The following is a 24,538-nucleotide window of genomic DNA, read 5'->3' as shown; positions in this document are numbered from 1 at the left end:
CTGCCATCTGCCGCGTTGTAGAGCCGAGCCCATGCTCGGCTGCTCTTGCGACGTGCGTGGTGCAGTCAGCCGAGCATGGGCTCGGCTCTACAACAGCGTCGCAAATATACGGAAAGCGGCGACCAAGGTCGGCACCTACCGCAGCACGTTGAACCGTACCTGGGTCCACGCGCCATCTGCCGCCAGCGCGGTCAGGGTATGTGCTCCCGGATCGGCGAACTCGCGCTGCATCAACTGCGCGCCGTGGGTCTGCGCAATCCAGCGTCCATCCAGCAACCAGTCCACCGCCTGCTCGCTGCCCAGCGCGCGCAGCTGCAGGCGTACGCCATGTTCGGCGTTGGGTGCACGCGCCAGTGCTGCGCCATCATTGAGGCCATCGATGTGCAACGCGACACTGGCCTCACGCCCATCGTCGCGGCAGTCAGGCGATAGCGCTGGCAATTGCGAGGCCTCGCGCGTGGCCTTGGACAACCATGGCGACAACAGCGCCGGCCAGCGAGCGATCTCACGCGCGACTTCCTCATGCGGCAAACGGCAATCAGCGGAGACACGCAGACCGGTCCGCGCATCGGCCAGGTAACGCTGCCGCCCCGGCTGCCAGCGCCGCGCCTCGCGCTCGGGGAAGGTCGGTGGTGCTGCACCGTCCAGCAGGTAGGCCTGCATCCTGCGCTGGCAGAGCGCAGCTGGCAGTCCCTCGGCACGTTCGCCGGTCGGCCAGCAGATGTCTTCCTGGCTGACACTGGCCGGCATTGGCGCAGCAGCGGAATCGCCACGCTGGCGCGGCAGGCTGTCCACCACTTCGAACATCAGCGGCAGTGCGGTAACCGCACCATACTGGCCCGGCAACGGCGTGCCGTCTGGTCGCCCCACCCACACGCCCACTGTGTAGTGACGGGTACTGCCGATGGCCCACGCATCGCGGTACCCGTAACTGGTGCCGGTCTTCCACGCCACACGCGGGCGGCCACCGACATCGAACGTCCCGACGCCATAGCCCGGCCGCGGATTCGATTCCAGCATCTCGCGGACGATCCAGCTTGCGCCGGGCGAAGCGAGGCGCCGCTCGATCATTGGCTCATCGTCGGTGTAACGCACGCGCCCGGCGATGCCATTGCGGTTGAGCGCGGCGAACGCGCCGACCAGGTCTTCCAACCGCGCGCCGGTGCCGCCCAGGATCAGCGACAGATTAGGCGTGCTGCCCGGCGGGAAACGCAGTTGGATGCCGGAATGCGACAGGCGAGCGGCGAAACGCGCAGCACCGACCCGTTGCAGCAGATCCACCGAGGGTACGTTGAGCGACAGGCGCAATGCACTGGAAGCGCCGATCGGTCCGTTGAAGGCCATGTCGAAGTTGCCGGGGCGGTAGCTGCCGAAACTCTGCGGCGCATCCACCAGCAGGCTTTCCGAATGGATCAGGCCGTCATCCAGTGCCATCGCATACAGGAACGGCTTGAGCGTGGACCCCGGCGAGCGCCAGGCCTGCACCATGTCCACGTGCCCCAGCCGCTGGCGGTCACCGAACGCCAGCGTGCCCACATAGGCACGTGCCTGCAGGGTCTGGTTGTCGACCACCAGCAGGGCGGACGAGGTGCGTTCGGGCAGCGTCGAGAAGTAGCTGGCCACGCGCTCTTCCAGCGTGCGCTGCAGGCCGATATCAATGCTGCTCTGGATGCGCGCTTTGCCCGGCTGCGCTGAATGCAGCCGCTGCGCCAGCAGTGCCGCATGCAGCGGCGGCCGCAGCGAGCGCGCCACCACGTTCTCGATGCGCGCGTCCTCCACTTCCTCCGGCGTCCACGCACCCAGTTCGGCCATGCGTGACAGCACCTTGTCGCGCGCCTTCTGCGCCGCTTCCGGATGGCGGTCCGGGCGCAGCCGGCTTGGCGCCTGCGGCAGCACCGCCAGCAACGCGGCCTCGGCATGCGACAGCTGCGCCGCCGGCTTGCCCAGGTAGGCCCAGCTGGCCGCTTCCACGCCCTCGATGGTGCCGCCGTAAGGCGCGCGCTCCAGATACAGGGCCAGGATCTGCTGCTTGCTCAGATGCACTTCCAGCTGCACCGCGCGCAGCATCTGCTTGAGCTTTCCCCAAGGCGTGCGCGTATGCGGGTCGAGGATGCGGGCAACCTGCATGGTCAGGGTCGAGCCACCGGACACGATGCGGCCGCCGCGCAGCAACTGGCCGCTGGCACGCAGGATCGCCAGCGGGTTGATGCCAGGATGGCGCCAGAACCAGCGGTCTTCGTAGGTCAGCAACGCCTGCAGGTACAGCGGCGAGACGCTGTCGATCGAAGCCGGATAGCGCCACACGCCCTCGGCATCGGCAAAGGCACGCAGCGGCGTGCCGTCGGCGGCCACCACCAGGGTGCTGGTATCACGCTGCTTCGGCAGCGGCGGCGGGAAAGCGAAGTCCAGCACCAGCAGCAGCGCCAGCGAGGCGGCCGTGCCCCAGCGCAACCACGGCCACAGCGGCCGCAGCCGGCGGCGCAGGGCCGCCAGCCGGGTCTTCATTGCGTCATTCATTGCGAATTGCCATCAGGACGGGCCGCGCCGTCGCGGCCCGTCCGCGCGGTCACGGCTGTACCACCGTGATCGTGGTCGGGTTGCTGCGGCCGACGCCGCGCAGCTGCGGCCGGTACATGTCCTCCACCAGCGGCGGCGGCACCGAGTAGGTTCCCGGGGTCACCGCGCGTACCAGGTAGAACACGTTGGCCTTGCTGCCACGCGACAGCTTCAGCGCAGCCACGTAGCGGTCGTCGCGGAACTCCTCGTGCTTGGTATCGGCGGCTTCACCACGATCGCTGATGGTGATGCCGTCCACGACCACATCGGCCCACTGCTTGGCGTCGCCCAGGTTGAAGTTCTCGATCTCCAGGCCGGCCGGCAACAGGTCGGTCAGCAGTGCATCCGGCATGGTGGTATCGGCAGTGACGGTGACGCGCACGATCAGCGCTTCGCCTTCCTTCAGCGGCCGCGGCGTCCACGGCTTGCCATCGGTGCCGAAGTAGCTGCGTTCAACACCCAGCACGCTGTTGTCCGGTGCCGGCGCGCTGCGCGGGATGCCGGCCACGTCGATGCTGGCGAACATCGGCGGCTGGCCCTGCGGGGTGAAGCGCACGCCGCTGGCCAGTTCGCTGCCGGTGAAGTTGCGGCCGAACAGCTTGCGCTCACTGATCGCCTCGGTGCTGCCACCGATCACCAGCTCACCGGCCACCAGCGCCTTCTGGTTGGCGGCCAGGGCCTTGCCGAGGCGGGCGATCGCCACCTGCTCCTGGGTGCTCAGCCACATCCAGCCGGCATTGCGGCGGGCATCCAGGCCACGGCCGAGATCGACCGCACGTGCGTCCCAGGCGGGCTTGGCCAGCTTGTTCTCGTGCGTCAGCGCGATCATCAGTGCGTCATCGCGGATCGCGCTGCCGTAGTCGCCGAAGTACGACGGGCGCTCGCTGCTGGACTTGGCGAACGCCGCCGCCAGTGCCGCCTGGCCACGCTTGGCATCACCCTGCAGTGACAGCGCCACGCCCAGGTGGACCAGCGACAGGCCACCGACCGCCTTGCTGCGCTCGTTGTCGTACAGCGTGCGCAGGGTACCCAGCGGCGCCCGGTTGACCCGGGCCAGCACATAGCCCGAATACGCCTGGTTGGCGAACTTCAGCTTCTCGCGGTCATCCTGGCCGTAGAACTGATTGCCACCGGACAGCAGGTCCTCACTGAGGCGGCTGAGTGCCTTCTGCAGTACGTTGTCGGGCACCGCGAAGCCGGCGTCCTTGGCATCGAGCAGGAACTCGGTGATGTACGGGGTCAGCCACGGGTTCACGTAGCCGTCGTCACCCCACATCGAGAAGTTGCCGTTGGCCACCTGCATCGACGCCAGGCGACCGAACGCGCCTTCCATGCGCTCGCGGCGGGTCTTGGCATCCAATCCGTCAGCCCCGAGCATCGACGACGTCGCCTGGTCCAGGATCAGTGCGGCGTAGCCCTTGCTGGTGGTCTGCTCGGCGCAGCCGTATGGGTAGTTCAACGCGCCCTGCAGGGCACTGGCGAACGGGATTGGCGGCAGCGGGCTGACCAGCAGGCGCGCGTTCACCGACTCGGCCATCAGGCCGTCGGTCAGGCTGTTGTCGAGGCTGACCGCGGCCAGTGGATCCAGCGTGCGTACCTGCGAGCGCAGCACCTGCGGCCACGCCGCACGCACCGGCAGCTCGTAGCGGCGGTCGGCCTTGAATCCGTTGCCGTCCACCCGCACCCGCACCTTGGCTACGCTGTGGCCCTCACGCGCGGACAGCGGGAAACTCAGCGTGGTCTTGGCATCGGCATTCAACTGCACGCTGCGGCTGCCCTCACCCAGGTTCAACGGGCCCTCGCTTTCCACCTTCACGTTGAACTGCCCCGGCTTGCCGGTGAAGTTCTGCACGTCCAGGGTCACGGTGCTGCGGTCGCCCGGGGCCAGGACGCGCGGCATGCTGGCTTCGGCCAGGATCGGCGCGCGCACCACGGTCTCCACATCGCGCTTGCCGTACTGGTCATCGCTGTAGACCAGCGCCGATACGCGCAGGGTGCCGTTGAAGTCCGGCACCTTCAGGCGGATGCGGGCGATGCCCTTGGCATCCAGCTGCACCGGGCCGGAGAACAGGTCCACGGTCTGCACGCGTGCGGTCGGGCGCTTGGCCTGCGGCAGCGCCTGCAGCGCCATGTCGCCACCAAACTTCAGCTTGCCGCTGCCGCCATCGAAGCTCTCGATCACCCGGCTGTAGATGTCGTAGGCATCGATGCCGAGGCGACGCTGGGCGAAGAAGTGCGCGCCGGCGTCGGGCACCGGGAAGCGGGTGATGTTGAGGATGCCTACATCCACCGCCGAGACGGTGACGTGCGCCATCTTGCCCGCCAGCTGCGGTGCACTGACCGTCACCGGCAGGTCCTGCTCCGGCCGCATCTGCTTGGGCGCAGCCAGGCCAACCGCCACGGTGCGGCCCTTGCGGTCCATCGGAACGTGCACCACCCCCACAGCACGGGCCGGGGTGATCTTGCTCGGCGCACTGCCGCCACGGAACACCAGCGCGGTGATGTACACGTCGTGGCGTTCCCAGTCGGCGGTAACCGGAATCTTGAAGGTCGACCCCGGCTTGGCGTCGATGCCCTGCACGTACAGCATGCGGTCGGTCTCGACCATCAGGATGCCCTTGCCGGCGTGCGGCGGGGTCACCGTCACCTCGAGCGTGTCGCCTGCCTTGTAGCCGGTCTTGTCCAGGCCCAGCTTGATCTTGTCAGGGCGCGCGTCCAGGCCGCGGTTGTCATCACCCCAGCTCCAGCCCGCACGGAACGGATAGCGGCTGGTCAGGCCGGTGGACGGATCGAACACGTCCACCCGGTACTCGCCCCACTCCACCGGGAAATCAAAGGCCACCGCGCTGCCGCCGGCATCGACGGTGCGCGTTTCCTTGTTCTCGAAACGGCGGGTGAAGTCGTAGTCCCAGCGGTTGTCGTTGAAGGTCCAGTGGTAGTCGCGCAGTTCGCGCACCAGGGTGATCTTCAGGCCCTTGGCCGGCTGCGGCTTGCCCGCTGCATCTACGCGCATCAGCTCGAAGCGCGCATTGCCGTTGGCATCGGCACCGTCTTCGGGATTGAACAGCGGGCGCACGCCCACCAGCGCATTGGCCGGCCACATCACCCGCTTCAAGGTGCGGGTGACGGTACGGCCGCCGGTCTCGTACAGGCTGCCGGACAGCACCACCGCAATCGGTGCCTTGGCCTTGGTCGCCTCCTCCGGCAATGCCACATCCTCGCGCAGCTGGCCGTTGGCCGGCAGCGTGGTGTCGATCACGTCCTTGGCTTCGCGCGGCAGCTGCAGGGTCGGGTCACCGAAGAAGTAGCCCGGCAGGCCCTCCACCGGCTGCTGCTCGGCCGCCACTGCCATGCGCGCGGTGAAGCGGTTGCCATCGGCCGGCGCACCATACAGGTAGGCACCATTGGCCTGCAGGCGCAGGTCCTCACCCGGCTTCAGCGTCTTCTGCGCGCTGTCCAGATCCAGCTTCATGCGCTCGGGCAGGAACTCCTCGATGCGCAGGGTCATGCCCTGGATCGCCTCCTTGCTGGCCGGGTCGGTGCGGAACTCGATCTGCCAGCGCCCGGTCGGCGCCTCGGCGGGGATCACCTGCTCGAAATTGATGTAGCCCTGGTCACCCGGCTGCAGGCGGGTCTCGCGGAAAGTCTTGCCGTCGGGCTGCTTCAGGCGCAGGAACACCGGTTGCGCCTTGACCGGCTTGCCATCGTTGTCACGCAGCAGCGCGGACAGGCGCACGGTCTCGCCCGGGCGGTACAGGTCGCGGCCGGACCAGGCGTAGACGTCGAACCAGGCATTGTCACGGCCGGCCACGGCGAATTCGCTCAGGTCCAGCGCCGGCTGGTTGAACGGCAGGAAGCTGGTGTCCTTGCCAGTGCTGGCGACCAGCACGTGGGTGGCATCCAGCGTGTAGTTCAGCAGCGCATTGCCGTTGCCGTCGGTGCTGCCCTTCAGCACCACCTCGCCCTTGGCATCGAGAACCCGCAGGTCGATGCCCTTCAGCGGTGCGCCGTCCTTGAGGCCGGCGGTGTGCACGAACAGCTTGTCCTTGTAGGCGCGGGTATGCAGGCCGATGTCGCTGACCGAGAAGAACGCGGTATCGAACTCGCCCTCGTAGTCACCGGTGCGCTTGAGCAGGGCGAAGTACAGGCCCGGCTCCTGCAGTTCCTTGATGTCCTGGGTCGGCAGGTAGGTCAGCACCCGCTCGTTCTGCTTGCCACCCAGGATGAAGCGGTTGACGTAGACCGGCTCGGCCAGCTTGTTGATCGGGCTGCGCTCGTAGTCGCTGCTCAGCTCCCAGCTGCCACGGCGGCCTCCGCGCTGGTACTGGCTGAAGAAGGTCGGCAGGTCCTTCTCGCGCACGCGCAGGAACTCGACGTCGACCTCCGGCACGTTCACCGACACCACCGGCAGGCCACGGCTGTCCTTGGCCGGCAGCACGCTGCCCTGCGAGGCGAAGCCGACCACCGGCTTCAGCTCGCCGCTGAACACCTTCTGCTTCAGTTCCTTGCCCAGGCGGCTGCCATCGGCGGCCAGCAGGTCCGGCGAAACCACCAGGCTGAACTCCTTGCCGGCCTCGACGAACGGGTAACGCAGGGTCAGGCCGTCATCGGACAGCGTCCAGCTGCTGTCGTCGGTGCCGACCTTTTCCTCGAAGCGCACCAGTTTGTCGAAATCCTGGGTGCCGACGAGCGGGCGCGAGAACTCCAGCGCCAGCGACAAGCCGTCATTCTTCTGGTCCGGGTAGGCACGCAGCAGGGTGAACTCCTTCACCTGCTCGGCCTTGGTGGTGATGGCTTCACCGCTGGCCTTGGGCAGCTGCCCGCTGTCGTTGCGGCAGCCGGCCAGACCCAGCAACAGGCCTCCTGCCAGTACCGCCGCCGCCCATCCCCACCGCTTCCGCCGTGCCGGACCGCTCATGTCGTCACTCCTTGATCGAGGTGGCCATTATAGGCAGGCCGCGTCAAGGTGTTGACGCCCCGGCGGTCGGAAACCCGGTCCCGCCCGGGACCCGGTAGCCGTCAACCTTGGTTGGCGCCCCCCATGCCAACCAAGGTTGGCATCTACCAGAGCGGCCTCACCCCGGCAGGTACAGGTCCACGTAGTCGGTCACCGGCATCGCCGCCAGCGTCACCGGGTCCAGTGAAGCGGCCCAGATGCGCTGCTGCTGGGCGGTCGGGAAGCGATGGGCCAGGTGCCGGCGGAACTTGTCCATCAGCAGCGGAATGCCTTCCTCGCGGCGCCGGGCGTGGCCGAGCGGGTATTCCACCAGTACCTCGGGCAGCTCGCTGCCGTCGGTAAAGCGCACGCTCAGGCCGTTGGCGATGCTGCGCTTGTCCGGATCCAGATAATCCGCGCTCAACTGCGGGTCTTCATGGCAGGCCATCTTCGCGCGCAGCGCATCAATGCGCGGATCGGCGGCAACGTCGTCCTCGTAATCCTCGGCCACCAACCGCCCGTGCAGCAACGCGATGGCGACCATGTACTGCACGCAGTGATCGCGGTCGGCCGGGTTATGCAACGGCCCCTGCTTGTCGATGATACGGATGCAGGCTTCCTGGGTGCGGATGGCGATGTGCGCGATGTCCTCGACCCGCCGTTCCATCGCGCGCAGCTGCTGGTGCAGCGTGACCGCCGCCTCCACTGCAGTCTGGCCGTGGAACTCGGCCGGGTAGCTGATCTTGAACAGCACGTTCTCCATCACATAGCTGCCCAGCGGTCGCCCCAGTGTCAGTGCCTGACCGTGCATGGATACGGCCTCGAAACCCCATGTCGGTGCACTCAATACGCTGGGATAGCCCATCTCGCCGCTGGCTGCCATCAGCGCCAGACGCACGCCACGACTGGTCGCATCGCCAGCGGCCCAGCTCTTGCGCGAGCCGGTATTGGGCGCGTGACGGTAGGTTCGCAGCGCCTGGCCATCTATCCAGGCCAGCGACACTGCATTGAGCATGCGTTCGCGATCCAGCCCGAGCAGCTGCGAGACCACCGCGGTGGTGGCCACCTTGACCAGCACCACATGGTCCAGCCCGACGCGGTTGAAGGAATTCTGCAGCGCCAGCACGCCCTGGATCTCGTGCGCCTTGATCATCGCAAGCAGCACGTCGTGCACGGTCGGCGGCGGACGACGCAGGGCCTGCGCGTTGCGCCCCAGCCAGTCAAGGACGGCAAGGATGCCGCCCAGGTTGTCCGATGGATGGCCCCATTCGGCGGCCAGCCAGGTGTCGTTGAAATCGAGCCAGCGCACCATTGCGCCGATGTTGAAGGCGGCCTGCACCGGGTCCAGCACGTAGTGCGTGCCCGGTACGCGCGCGCCGTCGACCACGCTGATGCCCGGCACCAGTGGACCGAGCAGTTTGCTGCAGGCCGGGAAGGACAGCGCTTCCAGGCCGCAGCCCAGCGTATCAAGCAGGCAGTGATGCGCGGTCTGGAACGCCAGCGGTGAGTCGATGCGGGCATCGCGCACATAATCGACGATATCCACCAGCAGTGCATCCCACGCTGCACGCTCGTTGGATGGGGTGTGGTTGTCGGACATCGTCGATCTCCTCGTTGCGGTGCACGGTTGCCCGTGCACCATGCCAACCAAGGCTGGCATCTACCAGAGCACTATTCGGCCGGCACCCGCACCTTGCCGTCCATCAGCACACGGGCGCTGCGGCTCATGATGGCCTTGGTCACTGTCCACTGGCCGTCAACGAGACCAGCCTGCGCACCCACGCGCAACGTGCCCGAGGGATGGCCGAAGGTCACCGCCTCACGTTCGCCGCCACCGGCGGCGCGATTGACCAGGGTGCCCGGAATCGCCGCCGCGGTACCGATCGCCACGGCGGCAGTGCCCATCATCGCGTGGTGCAGCTTGCCCATCGACAACGCACGCGCGTGCAGGTCGATGGCCGAGGCCGGGATGGCCTTGCCGCTGGACGACACATAGTCCTGCGCCGGTGCCACGAAGGCCACCTTCGGCGTGTGCTGGCGCGTGGCCGCATCTTCCAGGTTCTTGATCAGCCCCATGCGCAAGGCGCCGTAGGCGCGGATCTTCTCGAAGCGCTCCAGCGCCCCCTTGTCCTCGTTGATCGCAGGCTGCAGTTCGGTGCCGGTGTAGCCCAGGTCGGCCGCATTGAGGAAGATGGTCGGAATGCCGGCGGTGATCATGGTCACCTCGAAACTACCCACGCCCGGCACGTCCAGGGTGTCGACCAGGTTGCCGGTCGGGAACATCGCGCCCGCATCGCCGTCATCGGACGGATCGATGAACTCCAGCTGGATCTCGGCGGCCGGGAAGGTCACGCCATCCAGTTCGAAATCGCCGATTTCCTGCACTTCGCCATCGCGCATCGGCACGTGGGCGATGATGGTCTTGCCGATGTTGGCCTGCCAGATGCGCACGGTGCACAGGCCATCGCGCGGCACGCGGGCGGGATCGATCAGGCCATTGGCAATCGCGAACGGGCCGACCGCAGTGCTGAGGTTGCCGCAGTTGCCGCTCCAGTCGACGAAAGCGGTGTCGATCGAGACCTGGCCGTACAGATAGTCCACGTCGTGGTCCTGCACCGAGGCGGTGGAGATGATCACGCACTTGCTGGTGCTGGAGGTGGCGCCGCCCATGCCGTCGGTCTGCTTGCCATACGGATCGGGCGAACCGATCACGCGCATCAGCAGCGCATCGCGTGCGGCGCCCGGCACCTGCGCGGCTTCGGGCAGGTCCTGCAGGCGGAAGAACACGCCCTTGCTGGTGCCGCCACGCATGTAGGTGGCGGGAATACGGAGTTGCGGGAGGAAGGTCATCGTCGAATCCACGCGTTTGAATTTCAGGAAATGTCTTGCATCAGGGCATCAAGGCCACGATCAACGCACCACACACGCATGATGTCCACGCGGTCCGGTAGATCGAGGTAATAGACGAGGTACCGTTCGAAGCCCGGAACCAGCATGAACCGCAACGGCACCGGCAGCTGTGCTGCGAGGTCGGCGTGCCGGGTGGAACCCGAGCCTGGAAATACCGCGATGCGTTGAAGCGTGGCCTCCAACTCGGCGAGAAAGCGCCGACCCAGTATCAGCCCACCCTGCCGTGCGAACCACAGCGCGGCATCGGCTGCGTCGGCTTCGGCCCTGGGTCGCCATTCAATCGCCTTCACGCTCCATCCTTTCGGTCAGTTCACGACGCATGCGCTCGAATGTGTCGGCCGTCACCGGGACGCCAGGCCCAGAAGCCAGCCCCTCGGCAATCAGCTGCTTGAGCAGTTCTTCGGCCTTGCTGCGCTGGCGCTGGCGGATCAGGTCACGCACGTAGTCCGACGTACTGGAATAGCCGCCTTCACGCACTTCCTCGTCCACGAACTGCTTGAGCGGGTCGGTCAGCGAAATGTTCATGGTGGCCATGAGACTCTCCATTGGCAGTTTTTGCCAAGTCAGTGTGCGCCCTGCCCAGGTGTCGGACAAGCCCGCCCCCGGCCTCCGGGGGCAGGCATTCAGGCCGGTATCACGCCACCTTGGCGCCTTCCAGGAAATCCTGGGCAAAGCGCTGCAGCACGCCGCCGGCTTCGTAGATCGCCACTTCCTCGTCACTGTCCAGGCGGCAGGTGACCGGCACGATCAGGTCCTGGCCGTCGCGGCGGTGGATGACCAGGGTCAGGTCGGCGCGCGGGGTGCGCTCGCCCACCACGTCGAAGGTCTCGGTGCCATCGATGCCCAGGGTCAGGCGGGTGGTGCCCGGCTTGAACTCCAGCGGCAGCACGCCCATGCCGATCAGGTTGGTACGGTGGATGCGTTCGAAGCCCTCGGCCACGATCGCTTCCACGCCGGCCAGGCGAACGCCCTTGGCGGCCCAGTCGCGCGAGCTGCCCTGGCCGTAGTCGGCACCGGCAATGATGATGAGCGGCTGCTTGCGCTCCATGTAGGTCTCGATCGCTTCCCACATGCGCATCACCTTACCCTCCGGCTCCACGCGCGCCAGCGAACCCTGCTTCACGCTGCCATCGTCGTTGCGCACCATCTCGTTGAACAGCTTCGGATTGGCGAAGGTGGCGCGCTGCGCAGTCAGGTGATCACCGCGATGCGTGGCATAGGAATTGAAGTCCTCTTCCGGCAGGCCCATCTTCGCCAGGTACTCGCCGGCGGCGCTGGAGGCCAGGATCGCGTTGGACGGCGACAGGTGGTCAGTGGTGATGTTGTCCGGCAGCACCGCCAGCGCGCGCATGCCGGCCAGCGTGCGCTCACCGGCCAGTGCGCCCTCCCAGTACGGCGGACGGCGGATGTAGGTGCTCTGCGGGCGCCAGTCGTACAGCGGGCTGACCGCGGCACCGTTCTCCACGCGCACGTTGAACATCGGGTTGTAGACCTTGCGGAACTGCTCGGGCTTCACCGAGGCCTTCACCACCGCGTCGATCTCGGCATCGCTCGGCCAGATGTCCTTCAGGCGCACCTCGTTGCCATCGGCGTCCACGCCCAGCACGTCCTTCTCGATATCAAAGCGGACGGTGCCGGCGATGGCATAGGCGATCACCAGCGGCGGCGACGCCAGGAAAGCCTGCTTCGCATACGGGTGGATGCGGCCATCGAAGTTGCGGTTGCCCGACAGCACGGCCGTGGCGTACAGGTCCCGGTCGATGATCTCCTGCTGGATGGCCGGATCGAGCGCGCCGCTCATGCCGTTGCAGGTGGTGCAGGCGAAGGCGACGATGCCGAAGCCCAGCTTTTCCAGGTCCGGCAGCAGGCCGGCCTCTTCCAGGTACAGCTGCACCGCCTTCGAGCCGGGCGCCAACGAGGACTTCACCCACGGCTTGCGCAGCAGGCCACGTTCATTGGCCTTGCGCGCCAGCAGTGCGGCGGCGATCACGTTGCGCGGGTTGGAGGTGTTGGTGCAGCTGGTGATGGCGGCGATGATCACCGCGCCATCCGGCATCAGGCCCTGCGCCTGCTCGGCCTTGCCCGCTGCCAGCTTGGCCTCGTCGGCGATGCCGCGCTCGACCAGCTCGGAAGTGGCGACGCGCTTGTGCGGGTTGGACGGGCCCGCCATGTTGCGCACCACGCTGGACAGGTCGAAGCGCAGCACGCGCTCGTACTGCGCGGTGGCTAGGTCGTCGGCCCACAGGCCTGTGGTGCGTGCATAGTTTTCCACCAGCGCCACCTGCGATTCCTCGCGGCCGGTCAGGCGCAGGTAATCGGTGGTCTGTGCGTCGATGTAGAACATCGCGGCGGTGGCACCGTATTCGGGGCACATGTTGGAGATGGTGGCGCGGTCACCGATGGTCAGTGCCGCAGCACCCTCGCCGAAGAATTCAAGCCAGGCTCCGACCACGCGCTCCTTGCGCAGGAACTCGGTCAGGGCCAGCACCACGTCGGTGGCGGTGATGCCCGGCTGCGGGCGGCCACTCAGTTCGACACCGACGGTGTCGGGCAGGCGCATCCACGACGCGCGGCCCAGCATCACGTTCTCTGCTTCCAGGCCGCCAACACCAATTGCGATCACGCCCAGTGCATCCACGTGCGGGGTGTGACTGTCGGTGCCCACGCAGGTATCCGGGAAGGCCACGCCGTCCTGCACGTAGACCACCGGCGACATCTTCTCCAGGTTGATCTGGTGCATGATGCCGTTGCCCGGCGGAATCACGTCCACGTTCTCGAAGGCCAGTTTGGTCCAGTCGATGAAGTGGAAACGGTCTTCATTGCGACGATCTTCGATCGCGCGGTTCTTCTCGAACGCCTGCGGATCGAAACCGCCACACTCCACCGCCAGCGAGTGATCGACGATCAGCTGCACCGGCACCACCGGATTGACCTTGGCCGGGTCGCCGCCCTTGTCGGCGATCGCATCGCGCAACCCGGCCAGATCGACCAGTGCGGTCTGGCCGAGGATGTCGTGGCACACCACGCGCGCCGGGAACCACGGGAAATCGAGGTCGCGACGGCGCTCGATCAGCTGCTTCAGCGAATCGCTGAGCGTGGCCGGATCGCAGCGGCGCACCAGGTTCTCGGCCAGCACGCGCGAGGTGTACGGCAGGGTGGCGTAGGCGCCGGGCTGGATCGCATCGACAGCGGCACGCGCGTCGAAATAGTCCAGCGCGCTGCCGGGGAGGTTCTTGCGGTAATCGGTATTCATGGGCTGGCGGAGTGCTTGAGGCGGGCCGGGTGCCGGCGGTGCGGCGGCGAAAGCATCCGGCCGGCACGCGGCCGGCCGGATGGGTACAGCAGGTGGATCAGACGCGCTTGTCGATGGCGACGAAGTCGCGGTCTTCCGGACCGATGTAGTTGGCGCTCGGGCGGATGATCTTGCCGTCGATGCGCTGCTCGACGATGTGCGCGCTCCAGCCGGCGGTGCGGGCGATCACGAACAGCGGGGTGAACATCGCAGTCGGCACGCCCATCATGTGGTAGCTGACGGCGCTGAACCAGTCCAGGTTCGGGAACATCTTCTTGATGTCCCACATCACCGATTCCAGGCGCTCGGCGATGTCGTACATCTTCATGCTGGACTGTTCTTCGGACAGCTCGCGGGCCACGTCCTTGATCACCTTGTTGCGCGGATCGGAGACGGTGTAGACCGGGTGGCCGAAACCGATCACCACTTCCTTGCGCTCGACGCGGGCCTTGATGTCTTCCTCGGCCTCATCGGGGGTGTCGTAGCGCTTCTGCACTTCGAACGCCACTTCGTTGGCGCCACCGTGCTTCGGACCGCGCAGGGCACCAATGCCACCACAGATCGCGCTGTACATGTCACTGCCGGTACCGGCGATGACACGGCAGGTGAAGGTCGAGGCGTTGAACTCGTGTTCCGCATACAGGATCAGCGAGGTGTGCATCGCCTTCACCCACGACTCCTGCGGCTTCTCGCCGTGCAGCAGGTGCAGGAAGTGGCCACCGATCGAGTCGTCATCGGTTTCCACATCGATGGCGCGGCCGTTATGGCTCCAGTGGTACCAGTACAGCAGCATCGAACCGAGGCAGGCCATCAGCTTGTCGGCGATGTCGCGCGCGCCGGGGTGGTTGTGATCGTCCTTCTCCGGCGCCACGCAGCCAAGCACGGACACGCCGGTGCGCATCACGTCCATCGGGTGCGCCGACGGCGGCAGCTCTTCCAGCGCGGCCTTCACCGCGGCCGGAATGCCACGCAGCGACTTCAGCTTGGCCTTGTAGGAAACCAGCTCGGCGCGGGTCGGCAGCTTGCCGTGCACCAGCAGGTAGGCGATTTCCTCGAACTCGCTGGTGTTGGCCAGGTCCAGGATGTCGTAGCCACGGTAGTGCAGGTCGTTGCCACTGCGGCCCACGCTGCACAGCGCGGTGTTGCCGGCAGCGGTGCCGGACAGGGCGACGGACTTCTTCGGCTTGAAGGTCGGGGTTGCGGTCGTATCGTTCATGTTTCCCTCCGAAAACTTGATGGTGCAGGGTACTGCTTATTTCTTGGCGGCGAACAGTGCATCGAGCTGCTGCTCGAACGCGTGGTAGCCGATGCGGTCGTAGAGTTCTTCGCGGGTCTGCATGGTCTCCACCACGTTGCGCTGGTGGCCATCGCGGCGCACCGCCTGGTAGACGTTCTCGGCGGCCTTGTTGGCGGCGCGGAAGGCAGACAGCGGGAACAGCTGGATGGCAACACCGGCCGAAGCCAGTTCGTCGCGGCTGAACAGCGGGGTGGCGCCGAACTCGGTGATGTTGGCCAGCACCGGCACCTTCACCGCATCGACGAAGCGGCGGTAGGTATCCAGATCGTAGGCGGCCTCGGCGAAGATGCCGTCGGCACCGGCCTCGACACAGGCGATGGCACGTTCGATGGCCTTGTCCACGCCGTCCACCTGGATGGCGTCGGTGCGCGCGATCAGGAAGAAGTCCGGATCGGTCTTGGCATCGGCGGCCGCCTTCACGCGGTCGACCATTTCACCCTGCGACACGATCTCCTTGCCCGGACGGTGACCGCAGCGCTTGGCGCCAACCTGGTCCTCGATGTGGCAGGCGGCCGCACCGGCCTTGATCAGCGACTTCACGGTGCGCGCGATGTTGAACGCACTCGGGCCGAAGCCGGTATCGATGTCGACCATCAGCGGCAGGTCGCAGACATCGGTGATGCGGCGCACGTCCACCAGCACGTCTTCCAGGGTGTTGATGCCCAGGTCCGGCAGGCCCAGCGAGCCGGCGGCAACACCGCCACCAGACAGGTAGATGGCGCGGAAGCCGGCGCGCTTGGCCAGCAGGGCGTGGTTGGCGTTGATCGCGCCGATCACCTGCAGCGGCGATTCGGCAGCCAGCGCCTCACGGAAGCGGGCACCGGCAGAGAAAGGAGTGGAAGCGGTCATGCGGCAATCCAGGTTGGAGAACGTGTGTGTATGCGCAAACACCATGCCAACCTGCAAGCGCTTGATTTCACGGGGATGACTGACCCGCATCAGTGAAACATATGAAACACTGAAACAGATGTACCATGAAACACCCTTCCCGGTCCGAGCCACCATGTATCTGCCCCGCTCGCCCCTGCGCCACACCGATGCCGACCCCGGCCGCCCGGTGATCTGGACGGTCAGTGTCTCGCGGCTGACCGGCCTGCTGGGCGACGTCATTCCCGAGTTCGACCGCCGCGCGCGCATCGAACAGATCAACCTCGGCTTCGAGGAAGCGGTGGATGTGATCGGGCAGCGCCTGCGCCGCGAGCACTGCGACGTGGTCATCGCCGGCGGCTCCAACGCGGCCTGGCTGCGCGGCCGGCTGGAGCTGCCGCTGGTGCCGATCCAGGCCAACGGCTTCGACCTGATGGAAGCGCTGGCCCGGGCACGACGGATCGCCAGCCGCATCGGCCTGGTCACCCACGCCAGCGACGTACCGGTGTTCAGCAACTTCCAGCAGAGTTTCGGCCTGGATATCGAGCATCGCCGTTTCGTCACCCGCGAGGACGCCCGCGACTGCATCGCTGACCTGCGCGCCAATGGCATCGAAGTGATCGTCGGCACCGGCATGGCCATCGATCACGCCGAACAGGCCGGCCTGCCTGGCGTGCTGCTGTACTCGGCCGACTCGGTGCGGCAGGCGTTCGAGCATGCGCTGGAACTGACCCAGACGCTGGCCCGCTCCAGTGGCAACCGATCCACCCCACGCCGGCGCCCGGCAGTACGTGGCGACGCGCATGAACTGCTCGGCGACAGCGATGCGATGGCACAGGTACGCGCACAGATTGCGCTCTATGCACCGCACGACAGCACCGTGCTGGTCAGTGGCGAAACCGGCACCGGCAAGGAACTGGTCGCGCGCCAGCTGCACGCCGTAAGTGGTCGTCGTGGGCGTTTCGTCGCGCTGAACTGCGGCGCGATCAGCGAATCGCTGCTGGAGGCAGAACTGTTCGGCTACAGCGATGGTGCCTTCACCGGCGCACGTCGCGGCGGACGCGTCGGCCTGGTTGAAGCCGCAGACGGGGGCACCTTGTTCCTGGATGAGATCGGCGAGCTGCCGCTGCCGTTGCAGACCCGCCTGCTGCGGGTGTTGGAAGAACGTGAAGTGCTGCGCGTGGGCGCCACCGAACCGACGCCGGTCGACCTGCGCGTGGTAGCCGCCACGCTGCAATCGCTGGAGCAGCGCGCAGCAGCAGGCAGCTTCCGTCGCGACCTGTATTACCGGCTGGCGGCGCTGCGCATCGCCCTGCCCTCGCTGCGTGCCCGGCGCGGGGACATTCCGCTGCTGGCACAGCACTTCTTCCGCCAGCTGCGTGGCATTGACGCACCACTGGATAAGGATGCACTGGCGGTACTGACCACGGCCGAGTGGCCCGGCAACGTGCGTGAACTACGCAATCTGGTGGATCGCCTGCGCATCCACTGGCAGCCGGCTGAAGGGCCTATTGATGCTTCGCGACTGCTGCAGCTTGCGCCCGAGCTGGCAAGCGAAGGCGCGACGGCACTGCCGCTGGAAAGTAACGGCAGACGCCCGCCGCGTGCGCAGCTGGAAGCATTGCTGCAGGAACATCGCAATGACCGCGAGGGCATGGCACAGGCGCTGGGCGTATCACGCACCACGCTATGGCGCTGGCTGCGCGCGGAGGGTCTGTAGAGCCGAGCCCATGCTCGGCTGCTTCTGCAGGGACAACAGCCGAGCATGGGCTCGGCTCTACCGCAGCCCCGGCACCGCCCCGACTTACGGATACAGCAGGCGCTTGCTCCAGCGCCCTTCGGCACCGGCTTCATAGCACCAGCGTTCGTGCAGGCGGAACTGCGCGCCGTACCAGAACTCGATGCGGTCGGGCACCACGCGCAGGCCGCTCCAACCCTCCGGGCGCGGCACGTCCTTGCCTTCGAAGCGGGCTTCGATTCCGGCAACGCGCGCGTCGAACTCTTCACGCGTTGCCAGCGTCTTCGACTGCTGCGAGGCCCAGGCGCCGATCTGGCTCATCCGCGGACGGCTGGCGAAATAGGCATCGGCTTCGGCGTCGGCCACCTGCTCCACGCGCCCCTCGATGCGCACCTGGATGCCGGCCTCGCGCAGGCTGCGCCACAGGAACAACAGCGCCGCCTGCGGATTGGCCTGCAGTTCCTGGCCCTTGTGACTGTCCAGATGGGTGTAGAACACGAAGCCGCGCTCATCGAACGCCTTCAGCAGCACGGTGCGTGCCGAGGGACGACCCTGCGTATCGGCGGTGGCCACGGTCATCGCATTCGGCTCGACCTCGCGGCTCTGCTTGGCCTCTTCGAACAGGCCGGCAAACGTGGACAGGGCTTCGGCGTACAGGTCGCTCATGATTGCGTTCTTCTCACACGGATTGGGCTATTGTGGCTGCATGGCCGCTGCTGCGTATATGCCCCAGGTGAAAGGATTCCCCGAAACATTGGCCGAACAGGCGCTGGACGATGCGCTGGGCAGCGACGCAGCGGTTCCAGTATTGGCGATCAGCGGCCTGCAGGGGAGCGGCAAATCGACGCTGGCCGCGCAGGTGGTGGCCCGCGCCCAGGCACGCGGCCTGAGGGCAGCCACGCTGTCGATCGATGATGTCTACCTGACCCGCGCACAGCGCCAACGGCTGGCCCGCCAGGTGCACCCACTGCTGATCACCCGCGGCCCGCCTGGCACCCATGACCTGCCGCTGGCCCATGCGGTACTGGATGCAGTGGCCGCACGCCAGCCCTTCGCGATGCCGCGCTTCGACAAGCTTGCCGATGAACGCCTGCCCGAAGCGCAATGGTCGCAGCTGCAACAACCGCTGGACCTGCTGGTGTTCGAAGGCTGGTTCCTGGGCACGCCTGCGCAGGATGACGACGCGCTGGACAGCCCGTTGAACGCGCTGGAACGCGAGGCCGACGCCGATGGCCGCTGGCGGCGCTGGTGCAACCAGGCGCTGGCCTGCGACTATCCTGCGCTGTGGCAGCGCTGCGACCGCCTGTGGTTCCTGCAGCCACCGGATTTCTCGGTGGTGCCACGCTGGCGCTGGCAGCAGGAGCAGAACCTTCAGGCCGCGCAGCCGGGCCGGCACGGCATGAGCCGGCCACAGCTGGAGCGCTTCGTGCAGTATTACGAGCGGGTCAGCCGCCAGGCGCTGCGTGCCCTGCCCGCCCTGGCCGACCACGTGGTGGTGCTGGACGGCCAGCGACAGGTGCAGGACGTGCGCTGAGCGCGCCTATTCCACCAGGAAGGTCACCCGCAGGTTGACCCGCCATTCGGTGATCTCGCCACTGCCATTGGTGACCACCTTGGTCTCGTTCACCCAGGCGCCCTGGATGCCCTTGACCGTCTCGGAGACCTTTTTCAGCCCGCTGCGCACGGCGTCCTCCACGCTTTTCGGCGAGGAGGCGGTGATTTCGATGACCTTGGCGACCGTCATGGCCTGTACTCCGGCTGGCGCGGGAGACCCCGCAGGAACGCCTACCCTGACGTGAAGAACGTAAAGGCCAGGGCACGGAGGTGTTAGCATCAGAGATGCATGAATCCTGCTCCGAACCTGATCCTGATCGGCCCGATGGGCGCCGGCAAAACCTGCATCGGCCGCCGCCTGGCCGAGCGCTTCACGCTGGACTTCGTCGACGTCGACCAGGCCATCGTCGATGCCGCCGGCGCCAGCATCCCGACCATCTTCGAGCACTCCGGCGAAGCCGGCTTCCGCAGCCATGAACGCGAGGCGCTTGCGCGCGTGCTGGAAGGCCGCGGCCAGCTTGTCTCCACCGGTGGCGGCGCGGTGCTGGATCCTGGCAATCGTGCACTGATCGCCCAGCGCGGCTTCGTGGTCTACCTGCGGGTCAGCGTGGCCGCGCAGCTGGAACGCCTGGCCCGCGACAAGGGCCGGCCGCTGCTGCAGCGCCCGGACCGCGAGCAGGTGCTGCACGATCTGGCCGCACACCGCGACCCGCTGTACCGCGAACTGGCCGACCTCACCCTCGATACCGACCCGTATACCGCTGCCGACGCGACCGCCCACCTGGTGGTCAAGCTGGCCACGCAATGGCAGCGCCAGGACCTGACCGCATGACTTCCCCCGCCCTGCTGCAGGTCGCCGTTGGCGGCGACCGCCCTTACACCATCACCATCGGCGCCGGTGCCCAGGCCGACGGCGCTGCGCTGGCCTCGCATGTTCGCGGCCGCCACGTGCTGCTGCTCAGTGACAGCGAAGTGGCCCCACGCTATCTGGACGCCGTGAAGCAGACGCTGTTGGCCGCACGCCCCGACCTGATCGTCGGCGAGCACGTGCTGGCCGCAGGCGAAGCCTCCAAGACCCTGGCCGAGTTCGGCCGTGCGATCGAAGCACTGGCCGCGCTTGGCGCCACCCGCGACGCCTGCGTGTTCGCCCTCGGCGGCGGCGTGGTCGGTGATCTCGCCGGTTTTGCAGCCGCCTGCTGGATGCGCGGCGTGGACTGCGTGCAGCTGCCGACCACGCTGTTGGCGATGGTCGATTCGTCGGTGGGCGGCAAGACCGCGGTCGACATTCCGGCCGGCAAGAACCTGGTCGGCGCCTTCCATCCGCCGCGCGCGGTCATTGCCGATACCCGCGTGCTGGCTACGCTGCCGCCGCGCGAACTGCGTGCCGGCCTGGCCGAAGTGGTGAAGTACGGCGCGCTGGGCGATGCCATGTTCTTCGAATGGCTGCAGCAGCATGCCGATGCGCTGATCGCCGGTGAAGACAACGTGCTTTCCGAAGCCATCGCGCGCAGCTGCCGGCACAAGGCCGCCATCGTCGAGCGCGATCCGTTCGAGAAGGGCGAGCGTGCCCTGCTCAACCTGGGCCACACCTTCGGCCATGCCATCGAGACCGAACAGGGCTACTCGGCCCCGGGCCGCGATGCGCTGAACCACGGCGAGGCCGTGGCGGTGGGCATGGTGCTGGCGGCGAAGCTGTCCACCCACCTGGGCCTGGCCGAGGATGCCGACCGCGCGCGCCTGCAATCGCTTCTGGAGCGCCTTTGCCTGCCGGTGGCGATTCCGGCCGGGCTGGACCCACAGGCCCTGCTCGGCCGCATGCGGCTGGACAAGAAGAACGTGGCCGGCCGCCTGCGCCTGGTGCTGTGGCGCGGCATGGGCCGTGCCGAGGTGGTGCCGGACGTGGATGAGAAGGCTGTGCTGAAGGTGCTGGGCGCGGGCTGACCTTTCCGCGTTCGCCGGGCATGGCCCGGCGCTGACGGATTGTGCTGCGGCATGAAGCGCAGCCGAGCGTGGGCTCGGCTCTACAGGTCCGTGCCGCCCCGGGGCGATACAATCGGCGCCATGCACGTCTACCTGCAACATCCCGACGCCGGTGCGCAGGCACCGCGCTTCCTGCGCCTGAGCCTGCAGCCGGATCTGTTCGGCGGCTGGGAACTGCTGCGCGAAAGCGGCCGCGTCGGTGCCCGCTCGCAGCTGCGGCGCGAGCTGTTCCTGCAGGCCGACGAAGCCCGCCATGCTTTCGAGAAGGCCCGCGATGCCGAACTGCATCGCGGCTTCCAGATCCTTTCGCACGGCGACTGACGCCGCTGCCAACTTTCGTCCAAGGAATGCCCATCGTGACCAGCCCTCTCCGCAATGATCGCCTGCTGCGCGCCCTGCGCCGCGAACCGGTGGACTGCACCCCCGTCTGGCTGATGCGCCAGGCCGGCCGCTACCTGCCGGAGTACCGCGCGACCCGGGCCAAGGCCGGCAGCTTCCTGGCCATGGCCAAGAATCCGGAGATCGCCTGCGAGGTCACCCTGCAGCCGCTGCGCCGCTTCCCCTTGGACGCGGCCATCCTGTTCTCGGACATCCTCACCATTCCCGACGCGATGGGCCTGGAGCTGTACTTCGTCGAAGGCGAAGGCCCGAAGTTCCGCCACCCGGTGCGTGATGAAGCGGCCATCGCCAGGCTGGCCGTGCCGGACATGGAACAGGACCTGGGCTATGTGATGGACGCGGTGCGCCTGATCCGCCGCGAACTGGATGGCCAGGTGCCGTTGATCGGCTTCTCCGGCAGCCCGTGGACGCTGGCCTGCTACATGGTGGAAGGCGGCGGCAGCAAGGACTTTGCGCGCATCAAGGCGATGGCGCTGAACCACCCCCAGGCCCTGCACCGCCTGCTGGAGGTCACCACTGAAGCGGTGATCGCCTACCTCGGCGCGCAGCGTGCGGCTGGTGCGCAGGCGCTGCAGGTGTTCGACACCTGGGGTGGCGTGCTGTCGCCGTCGATGTACCGCGAGTTCTCGCTGCGTTACCTGCAGCGCATTGCCGAGGGCCTGGAGCGTGGCGAAGGCAGCGAGCGCACGCCGCTGATCCTGTTCGGCAAGGGCACCGGCCTGCATCTGGAAGCGCTGTCGCAGACCGGCGCCGATGCGCTGGGCCTGGACTGGACGCTGGACCTGGACGAGGCCATGCGCCGCACCGGTGGCCGCGTTGCCCTGCAGGGCAACCTCGACCCGACCACGCTGTACGCCTCGCCGGATGCGATCGCCGCCGCTGCCGCACGCGTGCTCGACACCTATGCCGCGGGCAACGGTGGTTCGCGCGAGGGCCATGTGTTCAATCTTGGCCACGGCATGTCGCCGGACATGGACCCGGCGCACGTGCAGGTGCTGGTCGACGCGGTGCACGCGCACAGCCAGCGCTGAACCTTGCGCATGCGGTTGCGGCGCGATGTTGATCGCGCCGTGACCCGCAGTGCGCGATCATGGTCTCCCCCACGCTGCACCGGCCGCGCCCCATGTCCACATCGCCATCGACCTACAACCGCCAGCGCCCCCTGCTGTGGTTGGTTTCGTTGGCGATCTTCATGCAGATGCTGGACTCGACCATCGTCAACACGGCGTTGCCGGCGATGGCCGCCAGCCTGGGCGAAAGCCCGCTGCAGATGCAGTCGGTGGTGTTCAGCTATGCGCTGGCGGTGGCTACCTTCATTCCCGCCTCCGGCTGGATCGCTGACCGCTACGGCACCCGCCGCACCTTCCTGGTGGCGATCATCCTGTTCACCCTCGGCTCGCTGGCCTGCGCGCTGGCCCAGCACCTGCACCAGCTGGTCGGTGCGCGCGTGCTGCAGGGCATCGGCGGTGCGATGCTGCTGCCGGTCGGTCGCCTGGCGGTGATGCGTTCGGTGCCGCGCGAGGATTTCCTGCGTGCGATGAGCTTCATCGCCATCCCCGCGCTGGTCGGCCCGTTGATCGGTCCCACGCTGGGTGGCTGGCTGGTCGAGATCGCCTCGTGGCACTGGGTGTTCCTGATCAACCTGCCGATCGGCGTGATCGGTTTCATCGCCGCGATGAAGATCATGCCCGACCACTACGCCAGCCATCGCACCCGCTTCGACCTGCGTGGCTACATCATGCTGGCCTTCGCGATGGTGGTGCTGTCACTGGCGCTGGACGGCATCTCTGGACTCGGCACGCCACATGCGCTGGTGATGCTGATGACCGTGGCCGGCCTGGCTGCGCTGGTGGGCTACTGGCTGCACGCCGCCAACTCCACCGCTCCCTTGTTCTCGCTGGCCCTGTTCCGCGTGCCCAGCTATCGCATCGGTATCCTCGGCAACCTGTTCTCGCGCATCGGCAGCAGCGCCATGCCGATGCTGATCCCGCTGCTGCTACAGGTCGGCCTGGGCCTGGGCCCGATGAACGCCGGCCTGATGATGGTGCCGGTGGCAGCGGCCGGCATGGTGTCGAAGAAGCTGGCGGTAAAGCTGGTTGAGCGCTACGGCTACCGCCGCGTGCTGATGGTCAACACCGTGCTGGTCGGCCTGGCGATGGCCAGCTTCATCCTGATGACACCGGGCCAACACCTGGCGTGGCGCCTGCTGCAGCTGGCGTTCTTCGGTGCGGTCAATTCGCTGCAGTTCACCGTGATGAACACCGTGACCCTTCGCGACCTGGACCGCGAATTCGCCAGTTCCGGCAACAGCCTGCTGTCGATGGTGATGATGCTCGCCGCTGGTTTCGGTGCCGCCGCTGCGGGCAGCCTGCTGGCCGCGTTCGGCAACCACCTGGACAGCAACAGCGCGACCGCGGCGCTGCATGCGACGTTCCTGTGCGTGGGCGCGATCACGCTGACTTCGACGATGATCTTCTGGCAGCTGCCCGATACCAAGCCGGAGCCACGGCAGGTCGAGCACGTCGCGGAGTGAGGGTGGTTCGGCAGGGCCTGCGGCCCTGCACCTGCAGAGGCTTCAAGCCAAGGCAACAGCAACAGCAAAAGCAGGCATTCCTTGGGATGGCGGGGCGGTGTGGGCTTGCAGGACACGCCGTAAACCCGTCCATGGGGGCTCGATGGCGCCATCCATGGCGCCAACGGTCCTGCAAGCCCACACCGCCCCACCTCTGACAGATTTTCGCGATCGGGTAGATCCACGCCGTGCGTGGATGAACGTCCATTGAAATCGAACATTTCGATATCTGTGAGATTTGAGCCGAGCATGGCTCGGCTCTACACAGGGCGCCGGCAGCTCGCGAGAATCTGTCAAAGGCGGGGTGGGTCCGGTTGCGGGGGCGTGAGCCGCATGGATGCGGCGACCGAGCTTACATGGGTGAGGGCGCTTTGCTTGCGAAGCACTGCTTCGCAAGCGCCCGAACGCACAGCCGCCAGCGGCTGGGCCGGGCCCCG

At 67.1% G+C, this 24,538-nt stretch carries 18 protein-coding genes; 7 read left to right on the top strand and 11 right to left on the bottom strand.

All coding sequences use genetic code 11. The features are described from left to right. Positions 1-135: 135 nt before the first annotated feature. From pbpC to prpB, 9 genes are all read right to left on the bottom strand, one after another. Positions 136-2,517 (bottom strand): penicillin-binding protein 1C, encoded by a 2,382-nt coding sequence (pbpC, locus tag AC5QAH_RS00090; RefSeq protein WP_049454928.1) that lies wholly within the window; start codon positions 2,515-2,517, stop codon positions 136-138. Between the two features lie 49 nt (positions 2,518-2,566). Further along, entirely contained in the window at positions 2,567-7,474 is a 4,908-nt protein-coding gene (locus tag AC5QAH_RS00085; RefSeq protein ID WP_049454930.1) for an alpha-2-macroglobulin family protein, read from the bottom strand. A gap of 157 nt (positions 7,475-7,631) precedes the next feature. Then, entirely contained in the window at positions 7,632-9,092 is a 1,461-nt protein-coding gene (locus tag AC5QAH_RS00080; RefSeq protein WP_019338674.1) for a bifunctional 2-methylcitrate dehydratase/aconitate hydratase, read from the bottom strand. A 71-nt stretch (positions 9,093-9,163) separates the two neighbouring features. After that, a complete protein-coding gene (gene prpF / locus AC5QAH_RS00075) occupies positions 9,164-10,342 on the bottom strand; it encodes a 2-methylaconitate cis-trans isomerase PrpF (RefSeq protein ID WP_049454932.1) in 1,179 nt (392 codons plus the stop codon). Positions 10,343-10,365: 23 nt separating this feature from the next. Next, positions 10,366-10,692 carry a type II toxin-antitoxin system RelE/ParE family toxin gene (locus AC5QAH_RS00070; protein WP_019338676.1) on the bottom strand — a complete coding sequence of 109 codons (327 nt, stop codon included), beginning with the start codon at positions 10,690-10,692 and terminating at the stop codon, positions 10,366-10,368. Continuing rightward, positions 10,679-10,936 carry a type II toxin-antitoxin system ParD family antitoxin gene (locus tag AC5QAH_RS00065; protein ID WP_019338677.1) on the bottom strand — a complete coding sequence of 86 codons (258 nt, stop codon included), beginning with the start codon at positions 10,934-10,936 and terminating at the stop codon, positions 10,679-10,681. The genes AC5QAH_RS00070 and AC5QAH_RS00065 overlap by 14 nt, the downstream gene beginning before the upstream one ends. Positions 10,937-11,036: 100 nt before the next feature. Continuing rightward, entirely contained in the window at positions 11,037-13,655 is a 2,619-nt protein-coding gene (acnD, locus tag AC5QAH_RS00060; RefSeq protein WP_049410403.1) for a Fe/S-dependent 2-methylisocitrate dehydratase AcnD, read from the bottom strand. A 97-nt stretch (positions 13,656-13,752) separates the two neighbouring features. Beyond that, positions 13,753-14,910 carry a bifunctional 2-methylcitrate synthase/citrate synthase gene (gene prpC / locus AC5QAH_RS00055; protein WP_010482770.1) on the bottom strand — a complete coding sequence of 386 codons (1,158 nt, stop codon included), beginning with the start codon at positions 14,908-14,910 and terminating at the stop codon, positions 13,753-13,755. Between the two features lie 36 nt (positions 14,911-14,946). Next, a complete protein-coding gene (gene prpB / locus AC5QAH_RS00050; protein ID WP_010482769.1) occupies positions 14,947-15,840 on the bottom strand; it encodes a methylisocitrate lyase in 894 nt (297 codons plus the stop codon). 154 nt (positions 15,841-15,994) lie between these two features. Here prpB and prpR point away from each other — a divergent pair, with 154 nt between their 5' ends. Beyond that, on the top strand, positions 15,995-17,578 hold the full coding sequence (gene prpR, locus AC5QAH_RS00045) for a propionate catabolism operon regulatory protein PrpR (protein ID WP_495232027.1): 1,584 nt from the start codon (positions 15,995-15,997) through the stop codon (positions 17,576-17,578). 84 nt (positions 17,579-17,662) lie between these two features. Here prpR and pdxH read toward each other — a convergent pair whose 3' ends face one another. Beyond that, a complete protein-coding gene (pdxH, locus tag AC5QAH_RS00040; RefSeq protein WP_049410407.1) occupies positions 17,663-18,262 on the bottom strand; it encodes a pyridoxamine 5'-phosphate oxidase in 600 nt (199 codons plus the stop codon). A gap of 40 nt (positions 18,263-18,302) precedes the next feature. Here pdxH and AC5QAH_RS00035 point away from each other — a divergent pair, with 40 nt between their 5' ends. Beyond that, the gene (locus tag AC5QAH_RS00035; protein ID WP_049454936.1) at positions 18,303-19,130 is read left to right on the top strand and encodes a kinase; all 828 of its coding nucleotides are present in this window, start codon (positions 18,303-18,305) and stop codon (positions 19,128-19,130) included. Positions 19,131-19,136: 6 nt separating this feature from the next. Here the strand turns inward: AC5QAH_RS00035 and AC5QAH_RS00030 are convergent, their stop codons facing one another. After that, complete coding sequence (locus tag AC5QAH_RS00030) at positions 19,137-19,340, bottom strand: dodecin family protein (RefSeq protein WP_005410663.1); 204 nt, start codon at positions 19,338-19,340, stop codon at positions 19,137-19,139. A gap of 99 nt (positions 19,341-19,439) precedes the next feature. On the opposite strand from AC5QAH_RS00030, the gene AC5QAH_RS00025 reads away from it, so the two are divergent. From AC5QAH_RS00025 to mdtD, 5 genes are all read left to right on the top strand, one after another. Continuing rightward, the gene (locus tag AC5QAH_RS00025; RefSeq protein WP_010482764.1) at positions 19,440-19,982 is read left to right on the top strand and encodes a shikimate kinase; all 543 of its coding nucleotides are present in this window, start codon (positions 19,440-19,442) and stop codon (positions 19,980-19,982) included. Further along, positions 19,979-21,091 carry a 3-dehydroquinate synthase gene (gene aroB / locus AC5QAH_RS00020; protein WP_049454938.1) on the top strand — a complete coding sequence of 371 codons (1,113 nt, stop codon included), beginning with the start codon at positions 19,979-19,981 and terminating at the stop codon, positions 21,089-21,091. Before AC5QAH_RS00025 ends, aroB begins: the two co-directional genes overlap by 4 nt. Before the next feature lie 120 nt (positions 21,092-21,211). Next, on the top strand, positions 21,212-21,451 hold the full coding sequence (locus AC5QAH_RS00015; RefSeq protein ID WP_019336384.1) for a WGR domain-containing protein: 240 nt from the start codon (positions 21,212-21,214) through the stop codon (positions 21,449-21,451). A gap of 26 nt (positions 21,452-21,477) precedes the next feature. Beyond that, positions 21,478-22,560, top strand: coding sequence for a uroporphyrinogen decarboxylase (gene hemE, locus AC5QAH_RS00010; protein WP_019336385.1), 1,083 nt, complete (start codon positions 21,478-21,480; stop codon positions 22,558-22,560). 92 nt (positions 22,561-22,652) lie between these two features. Beyond that, complete coding sequence (mdtD, locus tag AC5QAH_RS00005; protein WP_010482759.1) at positions 22,653-24,062, top strand: multidrug transporter subunit MdtD; 1,410 nt, start codon at positions 22,653-22,655, stop codon at positions 24,060-24,062. Positions 24,063-24,538: the final 476 nt, after the last annotated feature.

It is taken from the genome of Stenotrophomonas sp. YJH_SMC_43 (assembly GCF_059372535.1).
Note: the sequence above shows the minus strand (reverse complement) of the source record. Positions and strands in the feature narration are given on the sequence as shown.

What these genes read in the sequence shown, in the direction of transcription:
- pbpC (WP_049454928.1), bottom strand. Translation starts at nt 2,517, where the DNA reads ATGAATGACGCAATGAAGACCCGGCTGGCGGCCCTGCGCCGCCGGCTG.
- AC5QAH_RS00085 (WP_049454930.1), bottom strand. Translation starts at nt 7,474, where the DNA reads ATGAGCGGTCCGGCACGGCGGAAGCGGTGGGGATGGGCGGCGGCGGTA.
- AC5QAH_RS00080 (WP_019338674.1), bottom strand. Translation starts at nt 9,092, where the DNA reads ATGTCCGACAACCACACCCCATCCAACGAGCGTGCAGCGTGGGATGCA.
- prpF (WP_049454932.1), bottom strand. Translation starts at nt 10,342, where the DNA reads ATGACCTTCCTCCCGCAACTCCGTATTCCCGCCACCTACATGCGTGGC.
- AC5QAH_RS00065 (WP_019338677.1), bottom strand. Translation starts at nt 10,936, where the DNA reads ATGGCCACCATGAACATTTCGCTGACCGACCCGCTCAAGCAGTTCGTG.
- acnD (WP_049410403.1), bottom strand. Translation starts at nt 13,655, where the DNA reads ATGAATACCGATTACCGCAAGAACCTCCCCGGCAGCGCGCTGGACTAT.
- prpC (WP_010482770.1), bottom strand. Translation starts at nt 14,910, where the DNA reads ATGAACGATACGACCGCAACCCCGACCTTCAAGCCGAAGAAGTCCGTC.
- prpB (WP_010482769.1), bottom strand. Translation starts at nt 15,840, where the DNA reads ATGACCGCTTCCACTCCTTTCTCTGCCGGTGCCCGCTTCCGTGAGGCG.
- prpR (WP_495232027.1), top strand. Translation starts at nt 15,995, where the DNA reads ATGTATCTGCCCCGCTCGCCCCTGCGCCACACCGATGCCGACCCCGGC.
- pdxH (WP_049410407.1), bottom strand. Translation starts at nt 18,262, where the DNA reads ATGAGCGACCTGTACGCCGAAGCCCTGTCCACGTTTGCCGGCCTGTTC.
- AC5QAH_RS00035 (WP_049454936.1), top strand. Translation starts at nt 18,303, where the DNA reads ATGGCCGCTGCTGCGTATATGCCCCAGGTGAAAGGATTCCCCGAAACA.
- AC5QAH_RS00030 (WP_005410663.1), bottom strand. Translation starts at nt 19,340, where the DNA reads ATGACGGTCGCCAAGGTCATCGAAATCACCGCCTCCTCGCCGAAAAGC.
- AC5QAH_RS00025 (WP_010482764.1), top strand. Translation starts at nt 19,440, where the DNA reads ATGAATCCTGCTCCGAACCTGATCCTGATCGGCCCGATGGGCGCCGGC.
- aroB (WP_049454938.1), top strand. Translation starts at nt 19,979, where the DNA reads ATGACTTCCCCCGCCCTGCTGCAGGTCGCCGTTGGCGGCGACCGCCCT.
- AC5QAH_RS00015 (WP_019336384.1), top strand. Translation starts at nt 21,212, where the DNA reads ATGCACGTCTACCTGCAACATCCCGACGCCGGTGCGCAGGCACCGCGC.
- hemE (WP_019336385.1), top strand. Translation starts at nt 21,478, where the DNA reads ATGCCCATCGTGACCAGCCCTCTCCGCAATGATCGCCTGCTGCGCGCC.
- mdtD (WP_010482759.1), top strand. Translation starts at nt 22,653, where the DNA reads ATGTCCACATCGCCATCGACCTACAACCGCCAGCGCCCCCTGCTGTGG.